Below are 19,873 nucleotides of genomic sequence, written 5' to 3'. Positions count from 1 at the left end.
AGTCCTAACATTTGAATGTTCAACAGACCCTAATGATCGCAATCAATCAGGTGGTTATGTGTAATTTTGATTAAAATGGTCTATGTATAACGGCAAAACACCTAAAAGTATAAAAGTTATGGCGGTATAACTTAATCGACTGATTAAATTTAATTGCCATAACTTTAAGGACTATAATTTTAAAGGCTATAATTTTAAAGACTATAAAAAGCCACGCTGTGCTTAAGAACACCGTAAAGCAGTTAATGACGAATAATGAGAGTCTAAAGGGTATATTTAGAAGAGCGTTTGGACAGTTCAGATAATTCAGGTAAGAAAAAAGAAATGTTCTATTGCATTTGTTAACAATACAGAAGCAATTTTATAATGACAATATTTTTCTTTACTTGCGAGTCGTTATCTTCTTGTTTTATATGACCAACTTATGCTTGGCATTGCGGTAATCTTGCACGAATCTGCCCTTGAAAACTCAACTAAACGCACTCATCTAGCCGCTAACGTTATATAATGGTCGGCTTTATCTTGCGACCTAGCTAATAAACTGATGCTGCCGGTATGGCCGGTGACCTATCAGACTATTGATGAGTGATATCGCGCTAGTGACAACCCTAGCGACTCTCATTGTGAGCTATCTATTTTTTCCTATTATCTGAGTACAAAAGACATCGCCTTATGACTATCTCTATTGCTTCATTGCACAGTACTGAATTCGCCGTTGGTCAACGTTATTTATCTGATACGGAGTCTGAGCTTGGCTTAGGTGTGGTCATCGATGTTGACGATCGGTGTGTGCATATTTTATTTCCGCAAAGTGAAGAGACACGCGTCTACGCAAAAAACTCTGCGCCATTATCGCGCGTGGTGTTTAAAGTAGGCGATAGCATCTACGATCAAGATGGAAAAAGCTATACGGTCAATGCCGTTGATGAAGTGATGGGCGTACTTAAATATGGCGTCGATGAGCACGAGCGCGGCATCATGGAAACCCGCCTTGCTGCCAATATCACATTGGCTAAGCCGCTTGAGCGTCTACTTGCTGGTCGTATTGAGCGCGGCGATTGGTATGAGCTGCGCCAAGATATCCTGCGTATGCAGTCGGCGCTGGCCGGTCATCCACTCAAAGGTTTGATGGGCGCGCGCGTCGATATTATTGAACATCAGCTTTATATCGCTCACGAAGTTGGCAAGCGTATCGCCCCGCGTGTGCTGCTCGCTGACGAAGTGGGTCTGGGTAAAACCATCGAAGCGGGTCTGATTATTCATCAACAGCTGTTAACGGGTAAAGCTGAGCGTGTGCTTATCCTCGTACCAGACAGTTTGCAATATCAGTGGATGATTGAGCTGCGTCGTCGCTTTAACTTAAACTTTGCTTTATTTGATTTGGTACGTACGGCAGCCATTAAAGAACACGATCCTGAACAAAACGTCTTCGCCACCGAGCAATGTATCATTGCGGGTATGGATCTATTGCTCGATCATCCTGACTTATATGACCAAGCGATGGAAGCTGGTTTTGATTTATTGGTGGTCGATGAGGCGCATCATCTGCATTGGGATGAGGCACAAGGCGGCAATGATAAATATGACTTGATTGCTGACTTTGCCGAAGAGACGCCAGGGGTGATGCTATTAACGGCAACGCCTGAGCAGCTTGGCGCGCAAAGTCATTTTGCTCGATTGCGTTTGCTCGATCCAGATCGCTTTGATGATTTGGATGAGTTTATCGATGGTCAAGAAGCCTTTGCTGAAACGGCTGCCGTCGCTGCTGTGTTAATCGAAGACAAGCCTTTGAGCGACAGTCAAATTGCCGCGTTAAGCAGCTTGCTAGACATCAGCCTTGATGAGTTGGCAACGATTAATGATGACGAAAAACTGCGCACACATGCCCTTAACGAGCTACTAGATCGTCACGGTACGGGTCGTATTTTATTCCGTAATACTCGTGAGAGTGTCAAAGGGTTTTATGGTCGTAGCAGTCAGCCGTATCCACTGGCATTGCCTGAGGCGTGGATAGACAGCTATCAAACCAATGGTAAATTGCGCGAGCAGCTATGGGGCGAAGAAAACCAACCTGACGGCGGCTGGCTAGAAGACGACCCACGTGTGCCTTGGTTGATTGATATTTTGCGCGGTGAGCTTAAGCATAAAAAAGTGCTATTGATTGCCCGTAGTGGCGCGACCGTTGAAAGCTTGGAGGCGGTATTACGTCTGCATGCAGGCATTAAGACGGCTATCTTTACTGAGCAGATGACATTGCTTGAGCGTGACCAAGCAGCCGCATTCTTCGCAGACAGTGAAGGCGCACAGATATTATTGTGTTCGGAGATTGGCTCAGAAGGTCGTAATTTCCAGTTTGCCAGCCAGCTGATACTATGGGATTTACCCGCCAATCCAGATACCTTGGAGCAGCGTATCGGTCGCTTAGATCGTATCGGACAAACCCAACAGATTATGCTGCATGTGCCTTACGTACAAGGGACGGCGCAAGAGCGACTGTATCAGTGGTATCACGATGCGCTCAATATGTTTAATCAGATTTCACCGACCGCACAGAGCGTGCAAGAGCAGTATATTCAAGACCTAAAGCCGATGCTTGAAGGCGCGGATACCGATGCTAATCGTACGACCTTGCAAGATATTATCGAAGAAGCACAACAGACGCGATTGGGGCTGGAAGCACAGCTACAAGCGGGTCGTGATCGCCTATTAGAATACAACTCGTGCCGTCCCCGTGTGGCTGGTCGTATCGCTGATGCCATGCGTGATTTTGATGGGCATAATCTATTGCCACAGTTTATCGAGCGTTTCTTTGCTTCTGCCAATATTGACCATAATATCCAACGCGATGGCTCGTGGGTGATTGCCCCTATTGATAGCACTGAGATTAGTGATTATATCGATGGCTTGCCACTTGGCGATGAAGACGGCATGACCTTGACCTTTGACCGTGAGCAAGCGCTACAGCATGAAGATATCGAATTTATCACTCATGAGCATCCATTGATGCGCGCGATTTATGAGCTAGCAAGTACCAGTACCTTTGGTAATACTACGGTGGCGATGTTAAAAAGTGCTGCCGTACCACAAGGCATGGTGTTGCTCGAAGTGAATTTTCGCGTTGAAGCCATTGCGCCAAGATTGCTCAATTTGCCAGCGACTTTAACCACACAAAATATCCGTGTGTTTATCAGTGAGCAGGGCAGTGATTTATCCGCGCGTATCAGCGCCGATATGATTATGCCGCATATTGAGCGTTTGGATAAAAACCGTGCGCGCCAAGTGATTAAAGTGCGCGGCGATGTGATTGAGCAGCGTTATTATGAAGCAGAAGACATTGCCCGTCAGCAGCTTGCAGAGATTGGTGAGCAAGCGAGTGCCCGCTTTAGCCAGCAGTGGTCACGTGAAATCAAACGCCTAAAGCACCTGCAAACCATCAATCCTAACGTCCGTCCTGCAGAGATTGAGCGTCTTGAGCAGCTAAAAGCCCAAGGCGAGCAAGCCTTGAGTAATTTATCGCTAGTGCCAGACTCTATCCGCGTGCTAGTGGCAGTAAAACCATAAGTTAAAATTCTGATAAAAAAACGAGGTGCTTAATCGTCTCGTTTTTTTATGATTGATTCATGACAATGGATTTCGCCTATCTTATCTGTTATCCCAATACATGAGACAGAGACTGGCTAGTAAGTGGCTATTATCTAGCCAAAGCCCACAATTTTGGGTAAGATGTTGGCCTTCTTGCCGAATAATGAATGTTTAGTCATCGTGCTACTACAACTGTATTTTTTGTTCTAGAATCTCCCTTGTGTCTTTCTAACAAGTGATTTCAAATTATTTTACATTCAACCGCAAAGGATCTTTCGCGATATCATATCGATATCGTTGAGTGCGTGTTTTTAGAGGCTCGTTTTTAGATGCTTAGCGTTTTTGATAAAAATAAGGAAACATATCGTCATGTCCGATTATTCGCAACTGATTGATGAGCTGCTGGCTACTGTAGCGCTTATTGAAGTTACCCCCGATGTCTTTGAGGGTAAGAGCCATGACTATGTTGGCAGTCGTATTTTTGGTGGGCAAGTGCTGGCGCAAGCGATCATGGCAGCGGCTCATACACTCGATCAAGAAAAGCCTTGTCACTCACTGCATGGCTATTTTTTGCGTGGTGGTGACATCAATCAGCCGGTGATTTATCAAGTGCGTCGCCTACGTGACGGTCGCAGTCTGTCTGCGCGCGAAGTAACGGCGATTCAATATAAAGAAGTACGTGGCAAAGCGCCGATCGAGCAAGTGATATTTTCGATGATTGCCTCGTTTTCGCCGATGGAAGAAGGCTTGGAGTATCAAGAAGATATGCCAGTCTATCCGCCGCCTGAAGATTTGCTCGCCGAGCAGGATTTAAAAGAAGAGTATGTCGGAAAAGTCCCAGACGCGCTAAAAGCCCGTTTTATGCGCCGTCGTCATGTTGAGATTAAGCCGGTCAAACCGCGTGACCCGATTCATCCAGAGCCGATGAAGCCTAAACAGGCGAACTGGTTGCGCATTCGTGAGCTTGGCAAGCAGCCTATTGCTATTCAGCAAGCACTGTTGGCATTCTCTTCTGATTTTTATCTGGTTGGTACAGGGCTGATGTCACACGGCGTTAGCTTTATGACCAGCGGCTTACAAGCGGCCAGTATTGATCATTCGATGCATTTTCATCGCAATTTTGATTTGAATAATTGGCTATTGTATGACATGTGGAGTGATACTACGTCTAATGCCAAGGGCTTAAACCATGGGCAGTTTTGGCAAGATGGTCGATTGGTAGCAACGGTACAACAAGAAGGCTTGATGCGTTTGCGTGTGCCAAAGTCTTAATCTTCTAGTATTTCTTAAATAAAAAAAGCGACTCATGATTCATTGTGAGTCGCTTTTTTTATGAATTTTATTTAAGTGAATTCACTTATTGTTCTAAAATCTTAACCATCGCTCGTGGCAACCCAAGGGTTGCCTGAGCATCATTAGCATTTAACCAATGAATATTAATCTCTGCCGCTTGTAAGGCTTCGGTCATTTCGGCAGTTTGCTTAGCGTTTAAAGTGACTGATTGCGGTGTTAAATACCAATGAAAATGGGTCAGCGAATGCTTAATAGGGGCATCGTCTAATAAAGTTTTACTGACTGTTTTTGCAACTATTTTATTGTTATTCAGCCACTCGTTAATAATCTGCTCAGCAGTGGTAAATTCTGTTTCATATACTTTTTCATTGCTAGCAACTTTTAACGGTTTATCATCGCTCGCTTCTGAATTTTTAGCAGTTGTTTTGCCACTTATTTTACCGTCAATTTTTTCAACAAACTGCAAAGGCAAACTCCATAGTCCGCCCCAAATACCGTTATCGGGGCGCTGTAACCACAGTATTTTGCCATCCGTATTTTTAATTAATAGCGCATTGCTATACTTACTGGGTTTAGGCTGCTTTTTTGCTTTGACTGGATAATCGGTTTCGCGACCTTGCGCATGGGCAATACAATCATCTTGCAGCGGACACAAAAGACAAGCAGGCTTGCTACGAGTACATAAGGTTGCGCCCATATCCATCATGGCTTGCGCAAATAATCCTGAGTTTTCCCTAGGGGTTAAGCGTTCTGCCAATGCCCACAGTTCTTTGGTCGTGGCAGATTTGGTAATGTCGCCATCGATTGCCGCCCACCTTGTGATTACTCGTTTAACGTTACCATCACAGATGACGCCATAACGATGTAGCCCCATCGCCATAATCGCGCCAGCAGTCGACGGGCCAACGCCAGATATCGCTTCCCAACCGGCTAAGGTTTGCGGAAAATCGCCCTTCTCATTAATTACTTCGACCAATTGCTTCGCGCCTTTATGTAAATTACGCGCGCGCGCATAGTAACCAAGCCCTGCCCAATGCTCTGCCACAGTATCCCAGTCCGCTGCTGCTAAATCTTGCACGGTCGGAAAGGACTCCATAAAACGGGCAAAGTAGGGCAGCACTGTCGTTACTTGCGTTTGCTGGAGCATGACTTCGGATAACCAAACAATATAAGGATTGGGCGTATCGGTTTGATGCTGTTGCCAAGGTAAGTCGTGGCGACCGTTTTCAGCGAACCAGTCAAGGAGGCGGGAGGCGAAGGAGTTTAAAGATGAATCAGGTTGAGAGAATAAAGTAGGCAAGAATAATCCTTGTCAATTAATAAGAAATATCAGACTATAAGAGGTTATCTTTGTTTATGGGGTGATGCAGGTCGCTATGCAATGGTCTGTTATTTTTATGGAAGAATATAGTTTAACTATTCATTGTTGGTTTAATAATAAATATAAGTAGAACCATTGTTTTCATTAATAGTTTAGGAGAGAGTATATTGTCAGCACAAACCTTTTTCGTTTGGGATATCCATCAAATTACTTGTACACCAAGTAAAGACAGTTCGTGGGAGCAAGCAACTCAAGACTTTGAAGCTTTGCGCCAGCAGCCAGTGGATGATATCAGTCCAAACATTATTGAGCTAGCAGATCGTCTTGTGGACGAAGCTAGAACCTCTGATTATTCAGAAGTCTTTTATGAATCCTACGTAAATACAAATTTAGAGATGAAAACACATCCTAAAACCGCTTGCGTCGCCATACCCACACCTGAAGCACTGCACGGTGAAGCGCTAGATGTTATCGTCCCTTTATGTGAAGAATTAGGGCTAGTGTTTTATGACACGCGGGGTATGGTCGCCTATCCAGATGGTACGATCTATCCGCCTAACATCGCAAGAGGCATGGCACTGCTAAAAGAAAAGCGGGCGCTGGCAAAACAGTCCGCTGATATTTATAAGCCAGAGGCACAGGTTCCTAGAGATAGAGAGGACTTTGAAAAAATACTGCACCCATTCATGCATGATTGTTTAGAACGCTATGGTTATCAGCGTAGCCAAGTAACAAGCGCTAACGTTATTGACTCTCTTGAAGTCGATGGTTGTACCAAGCCCATGCCTTATGGTCATGTGCGGCTAACTGGAGGAGCAGAAGGTAAGAACGGCTATTTTATATTAAAGATTCATGCGTATTTTGTATCACCAGCTTTTGAAGAGATTTACGATAAAGTATCGCTGCCAACTGAGCTTAGACAGCAGTTTCCTTATTTAAAGCTAGATTATATGAATGTATGTTATAGCAGCTTTTCAGATAAGCAAAAACAGATTCCTGAATTTATCAATACTGAGTTTGTCAGTAAACTGGATGAAGTAGATCAGATAGACAGCTACAATCAGCTTTTTTTGTTACTACATAATAAGATTGCAAAAGGGCATAGCCATGGTGAAAGTGCGGATATACAACTTATTTTAGCCAAACTTGCAGGTCGAGAGGACTATGATGATTTGATCATACAGTATCGTGAACTTATTGATAACTCACCAAACGACTATGTTAAGAATAGAATGAATGAGCGCTGGGATAGGCTTTTAGAGATTTTATCTACCGTAGAGCCATTGGAGTAGCTGATTATGACTGAATACGCTTTGTTTTATGTTTGGGATGCAAGTTTGGGTGATGGCGATGAGTATCTGCCTATCTCTTACGATAGTGCAGGTGTATTACTACCGCAGCTTATAGAGATAGAAGTCAGCGCTCATAGCGAAAACATATTCGAGTTTGCCACTGAGCTACAGCAACTGGCTCATGAAGGTGATTTGTCATTTGAGCTTTCATTAGCATTTGGGGCAACGGACGCTCATGTGCAGCTACAGAATACTTTTGCTGTCTCTCTGCCGCTGCCAGATAGTAATATGCAAGAAGCTGCTAGAGTAATTGCACCATTGGCAAAGAAACATGGGTTGGTGTTTTATTATTTGTTAGGGTTGGTTTCTTTGCCTGACGGGAAGATTTTCACTTCTACATGATTGGTTTTACGTTTATCAACCCTACTTCCGATTCTTCCGCGTTTTTAAACGACGTAAGCGCTTTTCTTCTTCTTTAGCGATTCTTTTCTCTTCGGCAGAGATGCGTTGTTCGGCGACGACCAGCTCTTCAGCTTCTGTCATGGCAGGCGTCTCAAGCGTAATACGCCCAAGCTTACCACTACGCAGCTCATTAATCAGAATCTCAGACATGCGGTAGGTGTCGACCTGATTGCCCGAACGCACACAGCCGCGATTACGACCCGCCACTTCAAAAAACTCCCAATCGGTCTTGGGTAGCTCATCAATTTTATAGCGGGTTTTTAGCAGCTCAGGATAGGCTTGCATCAAGTATTCAGCGGTGTAGCTAGCCACATCAGCGAAGTCAAACGCCGTATCACGAATACCGCCCGTCGCTGCCAGACGATAGCCAGAGTGTTCGTTTTCGACTTTTGGCCATAGCATACCAGGTGTGTCATAAAGCATGATGTCATCGTCGAGCTTAATCAGCTGCTGCGATTTGGTCACGGCTGGCTCATCGCCTGTCTTCGCCACAGCGCGTCCTGCTAGCGTATTGATCAGCGTTGATTTACCAACGTTTGGAATACCCATAATCATGGCTTTGATTTGACGACCTGTGCCAACTTTATTGGGTACAAGTTGTTTACAGATGGCGATAATACGCTTTACATCATTGGCTTTCTCGGTATCACAAGCAATGGCTTTGACACCGCTTTGCTGCTCAAGATAGTCCATCCATGCTTGGGTCAATTCAGGGTCAGCAAGGTCGGCTTTGTTCAGGATTTTGATCACGGGTTTTTCGCCGCGTAATGCTGCGACCATGGGATTTTCACTGCTATAAGGAATACGCGCGTCAATCACTTCAATGACGACATCCATCTGCGGCATGATTTCTTTGATTTCATTGCGGGCCTTATTCATATGCCCAGGGAACCACTGAATACTTACTCTCTTATCCATCTGCTTTACTAACCTTTTATAAAAAATGCTCAAAGTAAGACGATCGTCATTTACTTTTTATGGCGTTCAGTTTACTACAGAACCACAGTGCTCACGCCACAATTTCGCCCAACCAGATGTGCGGCTACTCTTGTGCCTGATTGACGCTTTCCTCGCGGGCAGGCGGCAACGGTGCCAAATAACCAATTAATAATATTAAACTGCCTGCGCCAAGGAAGGAAATCACTCGCCAAATTGCCTCGGTCTGTGATAAATCGACAATTACCAGTTTTAGCACGACAACGCCCAACAGTCCAATGCCCATAAACCAAAGTGCACGCTGCCAGTAGCGACTGGCAATGATGGTGGCGATTAAAGCCAAGAGCGTCCATAGAATGGTTAGTCCTGTCTGCACTTGCTCGCTACTCCACGCGCCGCCCTGAGTACTGTCCCATAGCGGCGTGCCAATAGTGGCATGTAAGGTTCTGATGAGCATGCTCGAGATCAGCCAAAAGCTGATAGAACCTAATATGACCAGTAGATTGTCAGCGGTAAAAATCCTGTTGCTACTATCGTTAATAGTGATATCGGCATTCGCTATGCCTAGTTTTTGATTATGCTGCTGATTTAGGCAGTAAACACCAAAGCCAACGAATAGCGCCAGAATAGAGCTAATATCATATAGGTTCAGTAGCGGAAAATAAGACAGTCCCCAAATCACGCCATCGTAAGACCAATTGGTAATGATGACCCAACCTAAGGCAATAGGGATGAAGAGCACAGCGCAGCTCAATAGCGCTTGTTGCCAATCAAACCAGTACAACGGACTTTGCTTAGAGACTTCATTGATTTGCGTGTTTTGCTGACGATAACCGGAATCACGATAACTGAACCATAACCCAACCAATATCAAAACGGCTGGAATCAAAATAGCCATCACCCCAGCTGAATCTGCGAGTCCATAGTGAGCTGCGGCAGCGATGACTAAAATTCCAGCGCCCAACCAGCTTGCCCCATCGTAGCGTGACAATTCTGAATGCTCGTACCACGTCTTTAACCACAACTGTCCGATGACCAACCCACCAATGATTAGGCCAGTAAATAACAACCAATATGTTGTCTGCCATGCTAAATGGAATTCGAATTTTTGCGGTAGCTGTAAAACGAGCATTAGATAAAACACCACTAATAAGCCGTGACTAAATTGTCTAATCTCTGCCCACAAGCGATAACGATTGATGACCCAGTAAGTACCCAAGCTGATGAGTGCTGCGATTGCAATCAAAGTCGTCGTTGCCAATCGCCAACTGGTAAGCCAGTGATTAAAATCAAGCAATAATACTTGTAGTAGCCAAGCCATAGCAGTAAAAGTTAAAAATCGTATTAATAGAGGACTGCGCCAAACAAGGTTAAAGATTTTGCTTTGGCTATTGATTGAGGTTAGCCACTGCTGCGCGGCTTGGGTGCTGATGCCCAGTGCATTGGCGTAGGCCGCTACTGCATCTGATGTGATGGTTTGCTCTTGAGAGTACGCTAGGTTGCTATTTGAGTTATTCTTTAATTCGCTATCCAAGATAGTGTTTAAATTAGCTGGCGAGTTGCTAGCGCGCAAAATAAATACAGTGCTTAGATAAGCGATAGCCGAAATGGTTAAGGCCAATATTGGGTAGTCTTGAATAGCAAAGACCACATTTAGTATCAGCATGCCGATACTAATTAGCTGCAATAATAAACCAAATAATACTGACCAAGCGCGTAGTGAGCGCCGTCCGAACCACACCAATGCCAATCCTTGTACCGACCAGCCAAAAGCAATCCATTCAGCATCGAATGCCAGCGGAATGACCAACGCCAAAAAGCCAAACCCTAATGCCAACATGCCCTCGGTAATTAAAGCATAACGCTGACTGTGCTGGACAAACAACCAGCCAAGTCCTAAATAAATGACTGCTAAAACTGCGCTAGTAATGGTTAAAGCGTTAGGGATGTCATCTAATAAGGCAGCAAATAAGCCAAATGCCAATATCGGTACTGAAAACAGTAAGCCCGTATCAATGGGAAATACATAGCCGTTATTTTTTGAATCAACTTTGCCCGTGTTATCTGCGTTGTTTGCATTATCTGTATGAGAGGAACTTTTTTCATTAAGAATGTTATAGGCGATGATTTGCTGTGCGTAGCGAATGACGACAAACAGATAAAGCAGTAAATGTAAGGCGACCAGCAACACTAAAAGCCAACGCTGTGATGTAACCACAGCATTTAAATTTTCGCTCATGCCCCAGTAATAGGCCAGTCCAAATGTCACGACCACCCCGAATAGGTTGAGTATTTTCCAAGGGCGGTAATGGGCGATAATCGCAATCGTCACGTTCAAAAGTAAATAATAGCTGAACAATGTCACTAAGCTGCCGGTATCGTTACCAGTCAAAATAGGCGCAAAGAAAGCACCCGATAATGCCAACAACGCTAAAGGAAAAGCGTTTTGACGTACGGCTAGAGCAATAGTAATGGCAGATAACAACCCGAGTCCAATAAAGCTCGGTAAACTTGGGATAATTTGATAGACACTATAAGCAAAAAAGGTGCTCAGATAAGCAATGGCTAAGCCTGCACCTTGTAAAGTAATGCCATACGAGAAACGTTTTGCCGTTAGCTTTAACCCTAGTGCTGCCAATCCCAGTCCTGCAATACCGATAGTCATGAGCTTTGCAGTAATCGAAATCTCTATATACTCGCTCAGCAAGCGTAGCAGTAGCACCACACCTACTAGTAATACTAATACGCCAACGCGCACGACCAAATTGCCACCAAAAAACCAGTTTTTGATTGAATGAATCAATGAGGTGACGATAGGTAGAGAGCGTTCATCAGGCTCTATCGGTGATAGATTTTTTGAGAGATTAGCGTACGCGTCATCGTCCTTGTATACCGTACTACCGGTAGCTTCAGTTTTAGACAGTAAAGCCACTTCCTCAAATAACTCTTCAGTAGTAAATTGGCTAATATCACTGTCGAGTAAGGCTGTCGGTGCTTCAACATTATTATAAGTATCAAGAGGAGTATCAAGTTTAGCGCTAGCCCCAACATCGTTGTCTTTATCGAATATAGGGGAGCGAAACCTTTGCTTTTGTATCTGCAACTCATTTTTCAGTTGCGTGATATCTTTTTGTAGCAGATCAAGGCGGGTTCTTAATTTATTATAAAGAACAACAATAACCGCTAGGCAGATAAATAGTACAAACCAACTGATATCAGACATGATCTTGGCGCACCGTTACTCAATATTAAATGAGAAGATAATGACTCGATTTAAGAACAAACACAAGTAACGCATTCACTTAAACAAAAAGGCTAGCCTGATATTATTAGGCTAGCCTTATTATATTAAGAAACTGTTTACTACTTACTGCGAAAAACTGTTACTACAAAAAATGAGTCTTAAATACCCTATGATCCTAAATTGGTTTTCATAAACTCAAGCATATTTTCCCAGCTTTGCTTGGCAGCGGTTTCATTATAGCCAAGATCAACGTCATTTTTCGCTGCACGCTCATCGGCGTGCGGATTGGTAAAGCCATGCTTAGCATTGTCATAAACGTCGATAGTGTAGTCAACGTCTGCTGCATCTAGCTCTGATTTTAGACCTTCGATTGCCTCCATGGATACCATCGAGTCATCACGACCATGAGCGACTAATACTTTGGCTTTGAAGTTCTTGTCTGCTGGCTGTTTCGCTGATGGGTTGCCATGGAAAGTTGCCACCGCTTTTAGTGGCATACCATCACGCGCCATATCGAGGACGACTTTACCACCGAAGCAGTAACCGATTGCCGCTAGATTATCACCATCAACCGCCAATTGATCGCTAAAGTCATTGAGAATCAAGCGGCAGCGCTCCATCAGCATATTTTGGTCTTCTAATACTTGCTCCATCCACATGTTGGCTTGTGCTGCATCGGTGGTCAGTTTGCCTTCGCCATAGACATCCATAGCGACTGCTGCATAACCTGCTGCTGCCAAGCGTTCGACCACTGATTTTGGATGATCGACCACGCCCCACCATTCTGGAGCCACTAAAATACCTGGCACTGGCGCGTCATCTGACGCATTTTCTGGTAGCGCTACGTAGCTGATAAGCTCAACACCATTTTCGGTTGTACTGATTAATTCGAAAGTTTTAATTGACATATTATTGTCCTTTTTTATGTTGTAAGTTTTATTTATTCGTCATTGTGAGGGTTCGTTTTTCTGACTTGTACTACCTTAACGCCCATATCCAGCAAAAACAGCTATAATACTGTAACGCTCTTTATCAAAATGTCTCTTTATAAAAAATCGACTACAATGCTATGACTATTAACTTGTTAAATCAATCTGCTGCTAATTTAAACGCTGATGCTGCTGGGCCGCTGAAACCAGACACAATCGTGAGTCTATTTCCTGACAGCGAATCAAATGCAGCGTCTGAAACACTGCGCCCACAGTTTTGGGAACGCTTTACGTTGGCAGAGCTAAATCATAGCGAATGGGAAGCGTTGTGTGATGGCTGTGGCAGTTGCTGTTTGATTAAGTATATCGATGAAGATGAGCATGGCGATGTGGACGAGGAGTTGGTCGAGTACACCGATGTCACCTGCCAGCTGATGGACTGTGCGACGGGCTATTGTCAGCACTATGACACGCGCCAAGAACATGTTCCCGATTGTATTCAGCTGACCATGGAGAATTTGCCGCAAATGATGTGGCTACCATCGCACTGTGCTTATAAGCGCTTGTATAAAGGACAAAATCTGCCAAGTTGGCATCTGTTGTTGACTCAAAATGCAGTAGAGACTCAGCAGAAAATGCGCGCTGTCAATGTGGGCGTAGCAGGTCGCTGTGTGTCGGAGATTGGTATGTCTGATGAAGAGATGGAAACGCGCGTGGTGAATTGGGTCAAGCCGTAGTTAATTATTTGCTGATATAAAGGGTTATGATTTAAGGGTTGGAATATGCATAAAATTTGCCTTACAACAAGTTTGATATTCAGTGCTGCTTTTTTGTCAATCGGCTGCTCAAATATATCTCACTTGTCTGAGACTAATTTTCCTACTCCTCAAACGGTTCAAGCTATACCTGTAAAGGGTATGTCAGCACCAGTGACTGCTCCTAAATCAGCTGCAATGGTTATTGTCAACTGGCAAAAGATAGAGGCAGCCGCAGATAAAAAATATGAAGACGAGCCATTGGCTGATTATTATCTGAATATTTTATCCGAGGAAGAAAGGAATGGTGCTCCTTGGTTTTATGCACAAGATTTTAATGTTTCTATTGAAGAGGCGCAGCGTCGATTATTATTGCAAAGGATTAGCTTGCCATTGAATGAAGCAATTTCAGAGCAATTAGGCGCGAATATTGCGGAATTTTATTATGATAACAATGACCCTGATGAGTTTTCTATTAGGGTGACGACACTAACCAAAGTTAAAGCCGTCCCGCCAAAATATGTGTATCACTTTAAGCAAAAGGAATTTGAAAATTATTCCTTTCCTATTTATATCCAAGCCATTAGTGATAAAATGCGTCAGCTGATTGTTGCAATACAAGAAAAAGCGTGGCCTGAGGTATTAAAGCGTTATCCTGACGCTCAAAGTATTGGCTTTAGCCCAATGACCAATACTATTAATGTTACGATTTACCGCCCAACACCCAATGAAACCGAGCGCCAACGTATAGAGGCTGAGTTGAATGATATTCTCGATTATTTGGTGATGGTTGAATTTACACAACATCGAATAACTACGCTTTAATGATGAGTACTATTTAATATATGATCAATACTATTATTGAGACGCTTGAGCTGCTGACTTGGCCTGCTCTTCAGCCTCTGCTTGCGAATCAGCCAGTGGTGGTATCGGAATATCTTGACGAATTTGCCGAGAGAACTCATAGCTATTGGCAATAGAGTGCAGGTTATTGAAGCCCATAGATTTTGGATTAATATGGGTGCGCTCATACCACGTATCCATCGACCAAGGCTGGTTTTGCTTTTCAGGCGCAGCGTCCAGCATGCCGACATCATAGAGATAGTTTGGCAGCCAGCCAGAGACCCAAATTCGGTAATCCCACGGTAGACGATCGCCACTGACCAGCCGCGCCATATAAAAGATAATATTGGTACAGTTACTGGTCAAGGTGTTATACCATGCAGGCTGCGCATTCAGCTCATCGGCAGCAGTCAGATAAGACTCAAATAATGACTTGACCTCATGCTGCTGCAAATGACTGATTGGCAATAGATAGACTTGCTCACCGCGCGCATTGGTCCGTGTATAGATAATATCGCGCTCTTCTGCTGCAATCAGGCTCAGCTCATAACGTCTAAAAAATCCTGCGAGCGCCGAAAAAGACTCGCCTTGTTCTTTGCGAATCTCAAAGGAGAAGGCGAGGGGTCTATCATCTTCAAAACGAAAGCTCACCAAGGTATGGGCAATCAGTGGTCCCATCCAGTAAGAGTTCGCCACATCGACGCCAGACAATTTTGACATATCAATCGTTCGCGTCTCCCAGCGTGCCGTCGCGTCATCTTCGGTATGCCAATCAAAGTTTCGGACATTGGTAAGCGTAATCAAATCAGGATTGTTTGGATCACGCTCATAAGTGATTTTTTGACTGACTTCAGGCATCCAGTCGCGTTGTTGCTCAGGGGTAATAGACATAAACCAGCCGACACCTGCGAACCAAATCGCCGCGTACAGTCCGACTAGCCATTTAATCTTTGCTTTCTTAGTTATCGTTTTTTTGCCAGTAGCTTGTCTATCCGCTGTTATATTATGCGGTGCTTTCTTAGTATCAGGCGTCCAATAACGTGTGGCAAACAAGGCGCTAAGCAATCCAATAATGACGATTATGGCCAACCACGTTAGCACTGAGCGCGCGCCAAACTGATACCAAATCGCCATCAGTAACCAAACAGCGGATAGCAGTAGGGTGGTAATGATTAAAAATTGTACAAGGTAATATCGCCATGTCGGCTTTTGCTGGTTGTTATGAGCCACACCACTCTCTGAACGATGGTTGTTTGAGTGCGGCGTGAGCAGTCGAGAAAAAAAGGAGCGTAAGGACATAGTGTTTGTTATTGATAAATAAAGGCTTTGACCATAGCAAAGTTTATAACACACTGACAATACAATTTGCGTGAATTTGTCGTTGAATGTCTTTAAGCCTTGCGATAAAGTGAAGCTAATTTAAACTGGTCTAGGTATTTATTAATTATTAACGACTGGTTTTATTTAGTACTTTCATCCCCATCTACGTTTTTACGCTATTAATTTGTCAACAATTAACATTTGCCAATAACTAAAGAGGTTAAATCACATTACCATGTCTGACGACACTCCAAGCCCGAGTAGTTGGTCGATGCGCGGCTTAAAACGCTGGCTATCGACCGCCCCCGAAACCCGTGATGAACTGATTCGTTTGGTACAGGACTCGCGCCAGTTCTTAGAGCCTGATACCGTGGATATGTTAGAAGGCGTGCTCGATCTGCCTGCGACCCAAGTGCGCGAAATCATGACTCCACGCCCGCAAGTGATTGGCCTGCACGAGAGCACCAGCCTTGCCGAAGTGATGGATATTATCCTTGAGACTACGCATTCGCGTTATCCCGTCTTTGACAGTCAAGATGATGATGCGGTCATTGGTATCTTATTGGCCAAGGATTTGATTCCTATATTAGTGCACATGGTGCGCGATCAAGAAGACAAAATCGATAGCAAGCGTCTAAAAGATTTGGTACGTCAGCCGCTCTATATTAGTGAGACGGCGCGTTCTGATACCTTGTTGCGCTCATTGCAGCGTACCCAAGTACATATGGCGATTGTGGTCGATGAATTTGGTAACTTTGGCGGTGTCGTTACTATGGAAGATTTGCTCGAGGAAATCGTCGGTGATATCGTCGATGAACATGATGACTTCGATGAAGACAGTGACATTAATAATATCGTCGCCGACCCCGACAAGCCAAACACTTGGCGTGTGCAAGCGTCGACCGTGATCGAAGACTGTAATGATGAGCTTGGTAGTCGTTTTGATGATACCGATGTCGATACGATGGGCGGTCTGGTCATGCAGGCACTGGGTTATGTAGGTGACCTAGAAGGCGAGAGCGTGGTGATAGACGATTGGCAAATTACCATTACTGATGTAGAAGGTCGTTTTATTCAAAACCTAGAACTGACCAAAACGAATCCTGAGCAGCACCTATTGATAGGCAGTCATTAATGTATTTTTGACGTCATTGTCATACGTGCCATTCATAAGTTTTATAACGCACTGATAATTTCTATAAAAACACGATTGCGATCGTGTTTTTTGCTGTCTGTTTGTCATTCACTTTTAGTAGCCACTTTCAATAGCCACTTTTAGTAGCTACTTTTATCAGTCGCTTTTAGCAGTCATTTTTTTTACTACTCAAATTTACCCATTGATCGGCGCAGACTGGTATCATGGGCGGGTTTAATTTTTAGACGCTGTATTTATATCAATCTTATATAGTCAGTGAAAAGTAATATTGAGAAATCACGCACTGCTGATATCCATTTTTCTTGCTTGCTGTGCCTACGCAGACAGAGGCTACAAAAAATTGATATCAGCAGTATCGTCGCGTTTTTGGGGTATTTTGACTATATTTATAAGACGATTATCAAACAATACTATTGAAAAAATAGGGCGTTTATAGCCATTGAGCCAGCTTTAGGTTAAATATTGGCTGAATACTAAACATGTAACATTTTAGATACTATGGTTTTGGATAACTGCTATGCGTCTGTCTACTGTTGATTTGCAAAAACGTCTGAACCCCGAAAAACCGAAAGGTTTGCCTATGGGTTTGGCCATATTGATTGCTTGGCTGGCAGGGGCAATATTTATTTTTGCGCTCGCGCCTTATGGTATTTGGCCAGTAGCACTGGTATCGCCCGCTATCTTATACGCGCTATTGATGCCTGAGATGACAGGTCGCCGAGCCTTTTTTATCGGTCAAGCATACGGCACGGGGCTATGGTGCGTGGGTGCATTTTGGCTCTATACGTCCATCCATGTCTATGGGGCGACGCCCGCATGGCTGGCGTTGATTATGATTGCGCTGATGGGTCTGGGCATGGGCTTGTTTCATGGCTTTTTGGCGTTGATTTTTAATCGACTGGTTGGCAAGCAGCCTTTGGCTTTTGCAGCGCTTTGGGTGTTGCAAGAGTGGATGAAGACTTGGCTGTTCACTGGATTCCCGTGGTTGTTCGTCGGTTACGCCTTTACCGAGCAATATTGGCTGTCGTCATTAGCACCCGTTGCCGGCGTATTTGCTGTCTCTTTTGTCGCCATCCTGTTAGCGGCAAGTGCCGTTGAGCTGTTGCGTCGCCGTGGTGGTTATATGATTGCGACGGCTGCCTTGCTGGTGCTTAGCGTCTCGTTATGGTTGATAAATCCACAATGGACGAAACCTAAAGGCACGCCTGATTTATCGGTATCACTGGTTCAAGGCAATATTCCGCAAGATCTAAAATGGCTGACCGAGTATCAAGTAGAAACCTTAAAAATCTATGCAACCTTGACGCGTACTGAGTGGGGACGTGACATTGTTCTGTGGCCTGAATCGTCGATTCCAATGTTTCAGACCGAAGCTGTAGGGTTTATCAGTGAAATGGTAAAAATGGCCAAAGCCACCAATACCACGTGGGTCACCGGTATTCCTTACAAGGATGAAGCAGCATTTGATCCGAGCACGGATAAATACCCACCGTTTTATAATAGTGTTATTGCGTTAGGTGCGGATGCAGAGGGCATGTACAAAAAGCAACGGCTAGTACCTTTTGGTGAATATATTCCGTTTGAAGGTCTGCTTGATATTTTACCCAACTTAGCTGGTAGCCAAGAGATTATGAGCTATAGTCGCGGTAGCGACAATCAGTCACCACTGCGTGTACGTGGGCACAACTTGGGCGCGGCCGTTTGTTATGAAGTTGCTTATCCCGATACCACGCGTAAAAATGCGATTGGAACCGACTTTTTATTGACCATCTCAAACGATGCCTGGTTTGGCACCTCGGCGGGTCCACTGCAACATCTACAAATGGTACAAATGCGCGCGCTTGAGAATGGTCGCTGGTTTATGCGAGCGACCAACACTGGTGTGACCGCTATCATCGACCATAAGGGCCGTATTGTAGAGCGTGCCCCGCAGTTTGAACGGACGGTACTACGCGGTGATATTCAGGCACGGGTGGGTAATACACCATTCATGCGTTTTGGTAACTACCCGATTTTGTTCATTATAGCGCTCCTATTGTTATTGAGCTATCTTGGCAAGCGCGCGACCCCTCGAAGCCGTTCGGTCAGCTAATGAATCAGACTAGCAAATGCTAATTTGAATGATTTATTCGATAATAAACCCTTTAAATCGTTAAGGGTTTTAACAAATCGACATAAATTGCGATATAATAGCCAAATATTTCAAATATTTTGTGTAAGGTGGATAAGGTATGTCAGAACATATTGTCGAAAACAACCCTAAGAAAGAGTTCTTATTTGCTTTAGGCGGTGTTGCCTTATTTTTAGGTATCGTCTTACTCATTGGTGTTTCAGCATTCTTGCGCCCAGCAGGAGAGCACATTACGGCTGAGACGGCAGAAGAATCTGTTGCCACTGATACAGCCGCCGCGAGTGCTACTGAAGACGCAGCCCCCGCTGAGACCGATAGCGCAGCAGCGCCAGTAGAAGCAGGCACTGATACAGCAGCACCGGCTACGGCTGCTGATGCAACGGTCACACCAGCTGCAGATACGAGTGGCGCGGTAGTGACAGCGGAAGCAGGTACGGCATCAGCATCAGGTACGGTAAACCAAGCCGCTGTTGGCGATGCTGACTTGAGCGCAGAACAAGCTGATGGCGACCTAGACGCTGGTAATACCGAAGAGACAACAACCGCAGAATAAGCGTGTCCTTACCTATACTGAATGCTATTCTTATAAGATTAATTTTGCAGAGCAAC

General features: G+C 44.4%; 14 protein-coding genes. 9 read left to right on the top strand and 5 right to left on the bottom strand.

Translation table 11 applies throughout. From position 1 onward, the window contains the following. Positions 1-672: 672 nt before the first annotated feature. The gene (gene rapA, locus ACSUPM_RS12760) at positions 673-3,561 is read left to right on the top strand and encodes an RNA polymerase-associated protein RapA (protein ID WP_436880000.1); all 2,889 of its coding nucleotides are present in this window, start codon (positions 673-675) and stop codon (positions 3,559-3,561) included. Positions 3,562-3,951: 390 nt separating this feature from the next. After that, positions 3,952-4,854: an acyl-CoA thioesterase gene (locus ACSUPM_RS12755; RefSeq protein ID WP_025651536.1), complete on the top strand. Its 903-nt coding sequence runs from the start codon at positions 3,952-3,954 to the stop codon at positions 4,852-4,854. A gap of 85 nt (positions 4,855-4,939) precedes the next feature. Here the strand turns inward: ACSUPM_RS12755 and mutY are convergent, their stop codons facing one another. Continuing rightward, complete coding sequence (gene mutY / locus ACSUPM_RS12750) at positions 4,940-6,175, bottom strand: A/G-specific adenine glycosylase (RefSeq protein ID WP_436879999.1); 1,236 nt, start codon at positions 6,173-6,175, stop codon at positions 4,940-4,942. Positions 6,176-6,363: 188 nt separating this feature from the next. Here mutY and ACSUPM_RS12745 point away from each other — a divergent pair, with 188 nt between their 5' ends. Further along, positions 6,364-7,488 (top strand): hypothetical protein, encoded by a 1,125-nt coding sequence (locus ACSUPM_RS12745; protein ID WP_101211280.1) that lies wholly within the window; start codon positions 6,364-6,366, stop codon positions 7,486-7,488. Positions 7,489-7,494: 6 nt separating this feature from the next. After that, positions 7,495-7,890, top strand: coding sequence for a hypothetical protein (locus tag ACSUPM_RS12740; RefSeq protein ID WP_101211279.1), 396 nt, complete (start codon positions 7,495-7,497; stop codon positions 7,888-7,890). Positions 7,891-7,911: 21 nt separating this feature from the next. Here ACSUPM_RS12740 and ylqF read toward each other — a convergent pair whose 3' ends face one another. From ylqF to ACSUPM_RS12725, 3 genes are all read right to left on the bottom strand, one after another. Further along, positions 7,912-8,868 carry a ribosome biogenesis GTPase YlqF gene (gene ylqF / locus ACSUPM_RS12735; protein ID WP_101211278.1) on the bottom strand — a complete coding sequence of 319 codons (957 nt, stop codon included), beginning with the start codon at positions 8,866-8,868 and terminating at the stop codon, positions 7,912-7,914. A gap of 124 nt (positions 8,869-8,992) precedes the next feature. Beyond that, complete coding sequence (locus ACSUPM_RS12730) at positions 8,993-12,109, bottom strand: DUF2339 domain-containing protein (protein ID WP_436879998.1); 3,117 nt, start codon at positions 12,107-12,109, stop codon at positions 8,993-8,995. 188 nt (positions 12,110-12,297) lie between these two features. Then, positions 12,298-13,038 carry a dienelactone hydrolase family protein gene (locus ACSUPM_RS12725; protein WP_201582835.1) on the bottom strand — a complete coding sequence of 247 codons (741 nt, stop codon included), beginning with the start codon at positions 13,036-13,038 and terminating at the stop codon, positions 12,298-12,300. Positions 13,039-13,199: 161 nt separating this feature from the next. On the opposite strand from ACSUPM_RS12725, the gene ACSUPM_RS12720 reads away from it, so the two are divergent. Both ACSUPM_RS12720 and ACSUPM_RS12715 read left to right on the top strand, forming a co-directional pair. Beyond that, positions 13,200-13,796 (top strand): YcgN family cysteine cluster protein, encoded by a 597-nt coding sequence (locus ACSUPM_RS12720; protein WP_025651545.1) that lies wholly within the window; start codon positions 13,200-13,202, stop codon positions 13,794-13,796. Positions 13,797-13,841: 45 nt separating this feature from the next. Beyond that, positions 13,842-14,639 (top strand): hypothetical protein, encoded by a 798-nt coding sequence (locus ACSUPM_RS12715; RefSeq protein WP_025651546.1) that lies wholly within the window; start codon positions 13,842-13,844, stop codon positions 14,637-14,639. 33 nt (positions 14,640-14,672) lie between these two features. Here ACSUPM_RS12715 and ACSUPM_RS12710 read toward each other — a convergent pair whose 3' ends face one another. Further along, a complete protein-coding gene (locus ACSUPM_RS12710) occupies positions 14,673-15,956 on the bottom strand; it encodes an Lnb N-terminal periplasmic domain-containing protein (protein WP_201582837.1) in 1,284 nt (427 codons plus the stop codon). Between the two features lie 256 nt (positions 15,957-16,212). Between ACSUPM_RS12710 and ACSUPM_RS12705 the strand changes: the two genes are divergently transcribed. The 3 genes from ACSUPM_RS12705 (at position 16,213) to ACSUPM_RS12695 (ending at position 19,817) form a co-directional block, all read left to right on the top strand. Continuing rightward, positions 16,213-17,112, top strand: coding sequence for a CBS domain-containing protein (locus ACSUPM_RS12705; protein WP_025651548.1), 900 nt, complete (start codon positions 16,213-16,215; stop codon positions 17,110-17,112). A 538-nt stretch (positions 17,113-17,650) separates the two neighbouring features. Beyond that, a complete protein-coding gene (gene lnt, locus ACSUPM_RS12700; RefSeq protein ID WP_201584635.1) occupies positions 17,651-19,225 on the top strand; it encodes an apolipoprotein N-acyltransferase in 1,575 nt (524 codons plus the stop codon). 139 nt (positions 19,226-19,364) lie between these two features. Next, a complete protein-coding gene (locus ACSUPM_RS12695) occupies positions 19,365-19,817 on the top strand; it encodes a hypothetical protein (RefSeq protein ID WP_201582841.1) in 453 nt (150 codons plus the stop codon). Positions 19,818-19,873 lie beyond the last annotated feature (56 nt).

It is taken from the genome of Psychrobacter okhotskensis, assembly GCF_965638355.1.
Taxonomy (GTDB): domain Bacteria; phylum Pseudomonadota; class Gammaproteobacteria; order Pseudomonadales; family Moraxellaceae; genus Psychrobacter; species Psychrobacter okhotskensis.
The sequence above is the reverse complement of the archived record's forward strand: the minus strand, read 5'-3'. Positions and strand labels throughout refer to the sequence as shown.

Excerpts from the sequence above, each read along its gene's own strand:
- rapA (WP_436880000.1), top strand. The coding sequence starts at position 673 with ATGACTATCTCTATTGCTTCATTGCACAGTACTGAATTCGCCGTTGGT.
- ACSUPM_RS12755 (WP_025651536.1), top strand. The coding sequence starts at position 3,952 with ATGTCCGATTATTCGCAACTGATTGATGAGCTGCTGGCTACTGTAGCG.
- ACSUPM_RS12740 (WP_101211279.1), top strand. The coding sequence starts at position 7,495 with ATGACTGAATACGCTTTGTTTTATGTTTGGGATGCAAGTTTGGGTGAT.
- ylqF (WP_101211278.1), bottom strand. The coding sequence starts at position 8,868 with ATGGATAAGAGAGTAAGTATTCAGTGGTTCCCTGGGCATATGAATAAG.
- ACSUPM_RS12730 (WP_436879998.1), bottom strand. The coding sequence starts at position 12,109 with ATGTCTGATATCAGTTGGTTTGTACTATTTATCTGCCTAGCGGTTATT.
- ACSUPM_RS12725 (WP_201582835.1), bottom strand. The coding sequence starts at position 13,038 with ATGTCAATTAAAACTTTCGAATTAATCAGTACAACCGAAAATGGTGTT.
- ACSUPM_RS12720 (WP_025651545.1), top strand. The coding sequence starts at position 13,200 with ATGACTATTAACTTGTTAAATCAATCTGCTGCTAATTTAAACGCTGAT.
- ACSUPM_RS12715 (WP_025651546.1), top strand. The coding sequence starts at position 13,842 with ATGCATAAAATTTGCCTTACAACAAGTTTGATATTCAGTGCTGCTTTT.
- ACSUPM_RS12710 (WP_201582837.1), bottom strand. The coding sequence starts at position 15,956 with ATGTCCTTACGCTCCTTTTTTTCTCGACTGCTCACGCCGCACTCAAAC.
- ACSUPM_RS12705 (WP_025651548.1), top strand. The coding sequence starts at position 16,213 with ATGTCTGACGACACTCCAAGCCCGAGTAGTTGGTCGATGCGCGGCTTA.
- lnt (WP_201584635.1), top strand. The coding sequence starts at position 17,651 with ATGCGTCTGTCTACTGTTGATTTGCAAAAACGTCTGAACCCCGAAAAA.
- ACSUPM_RS12695 (WP_201582841.1), top strand. The coding sequence starts at position 19,365 with ATGTCAGAACATATTGTCGAAAACAACCCTAAGAAAGAGTTCTTATTT.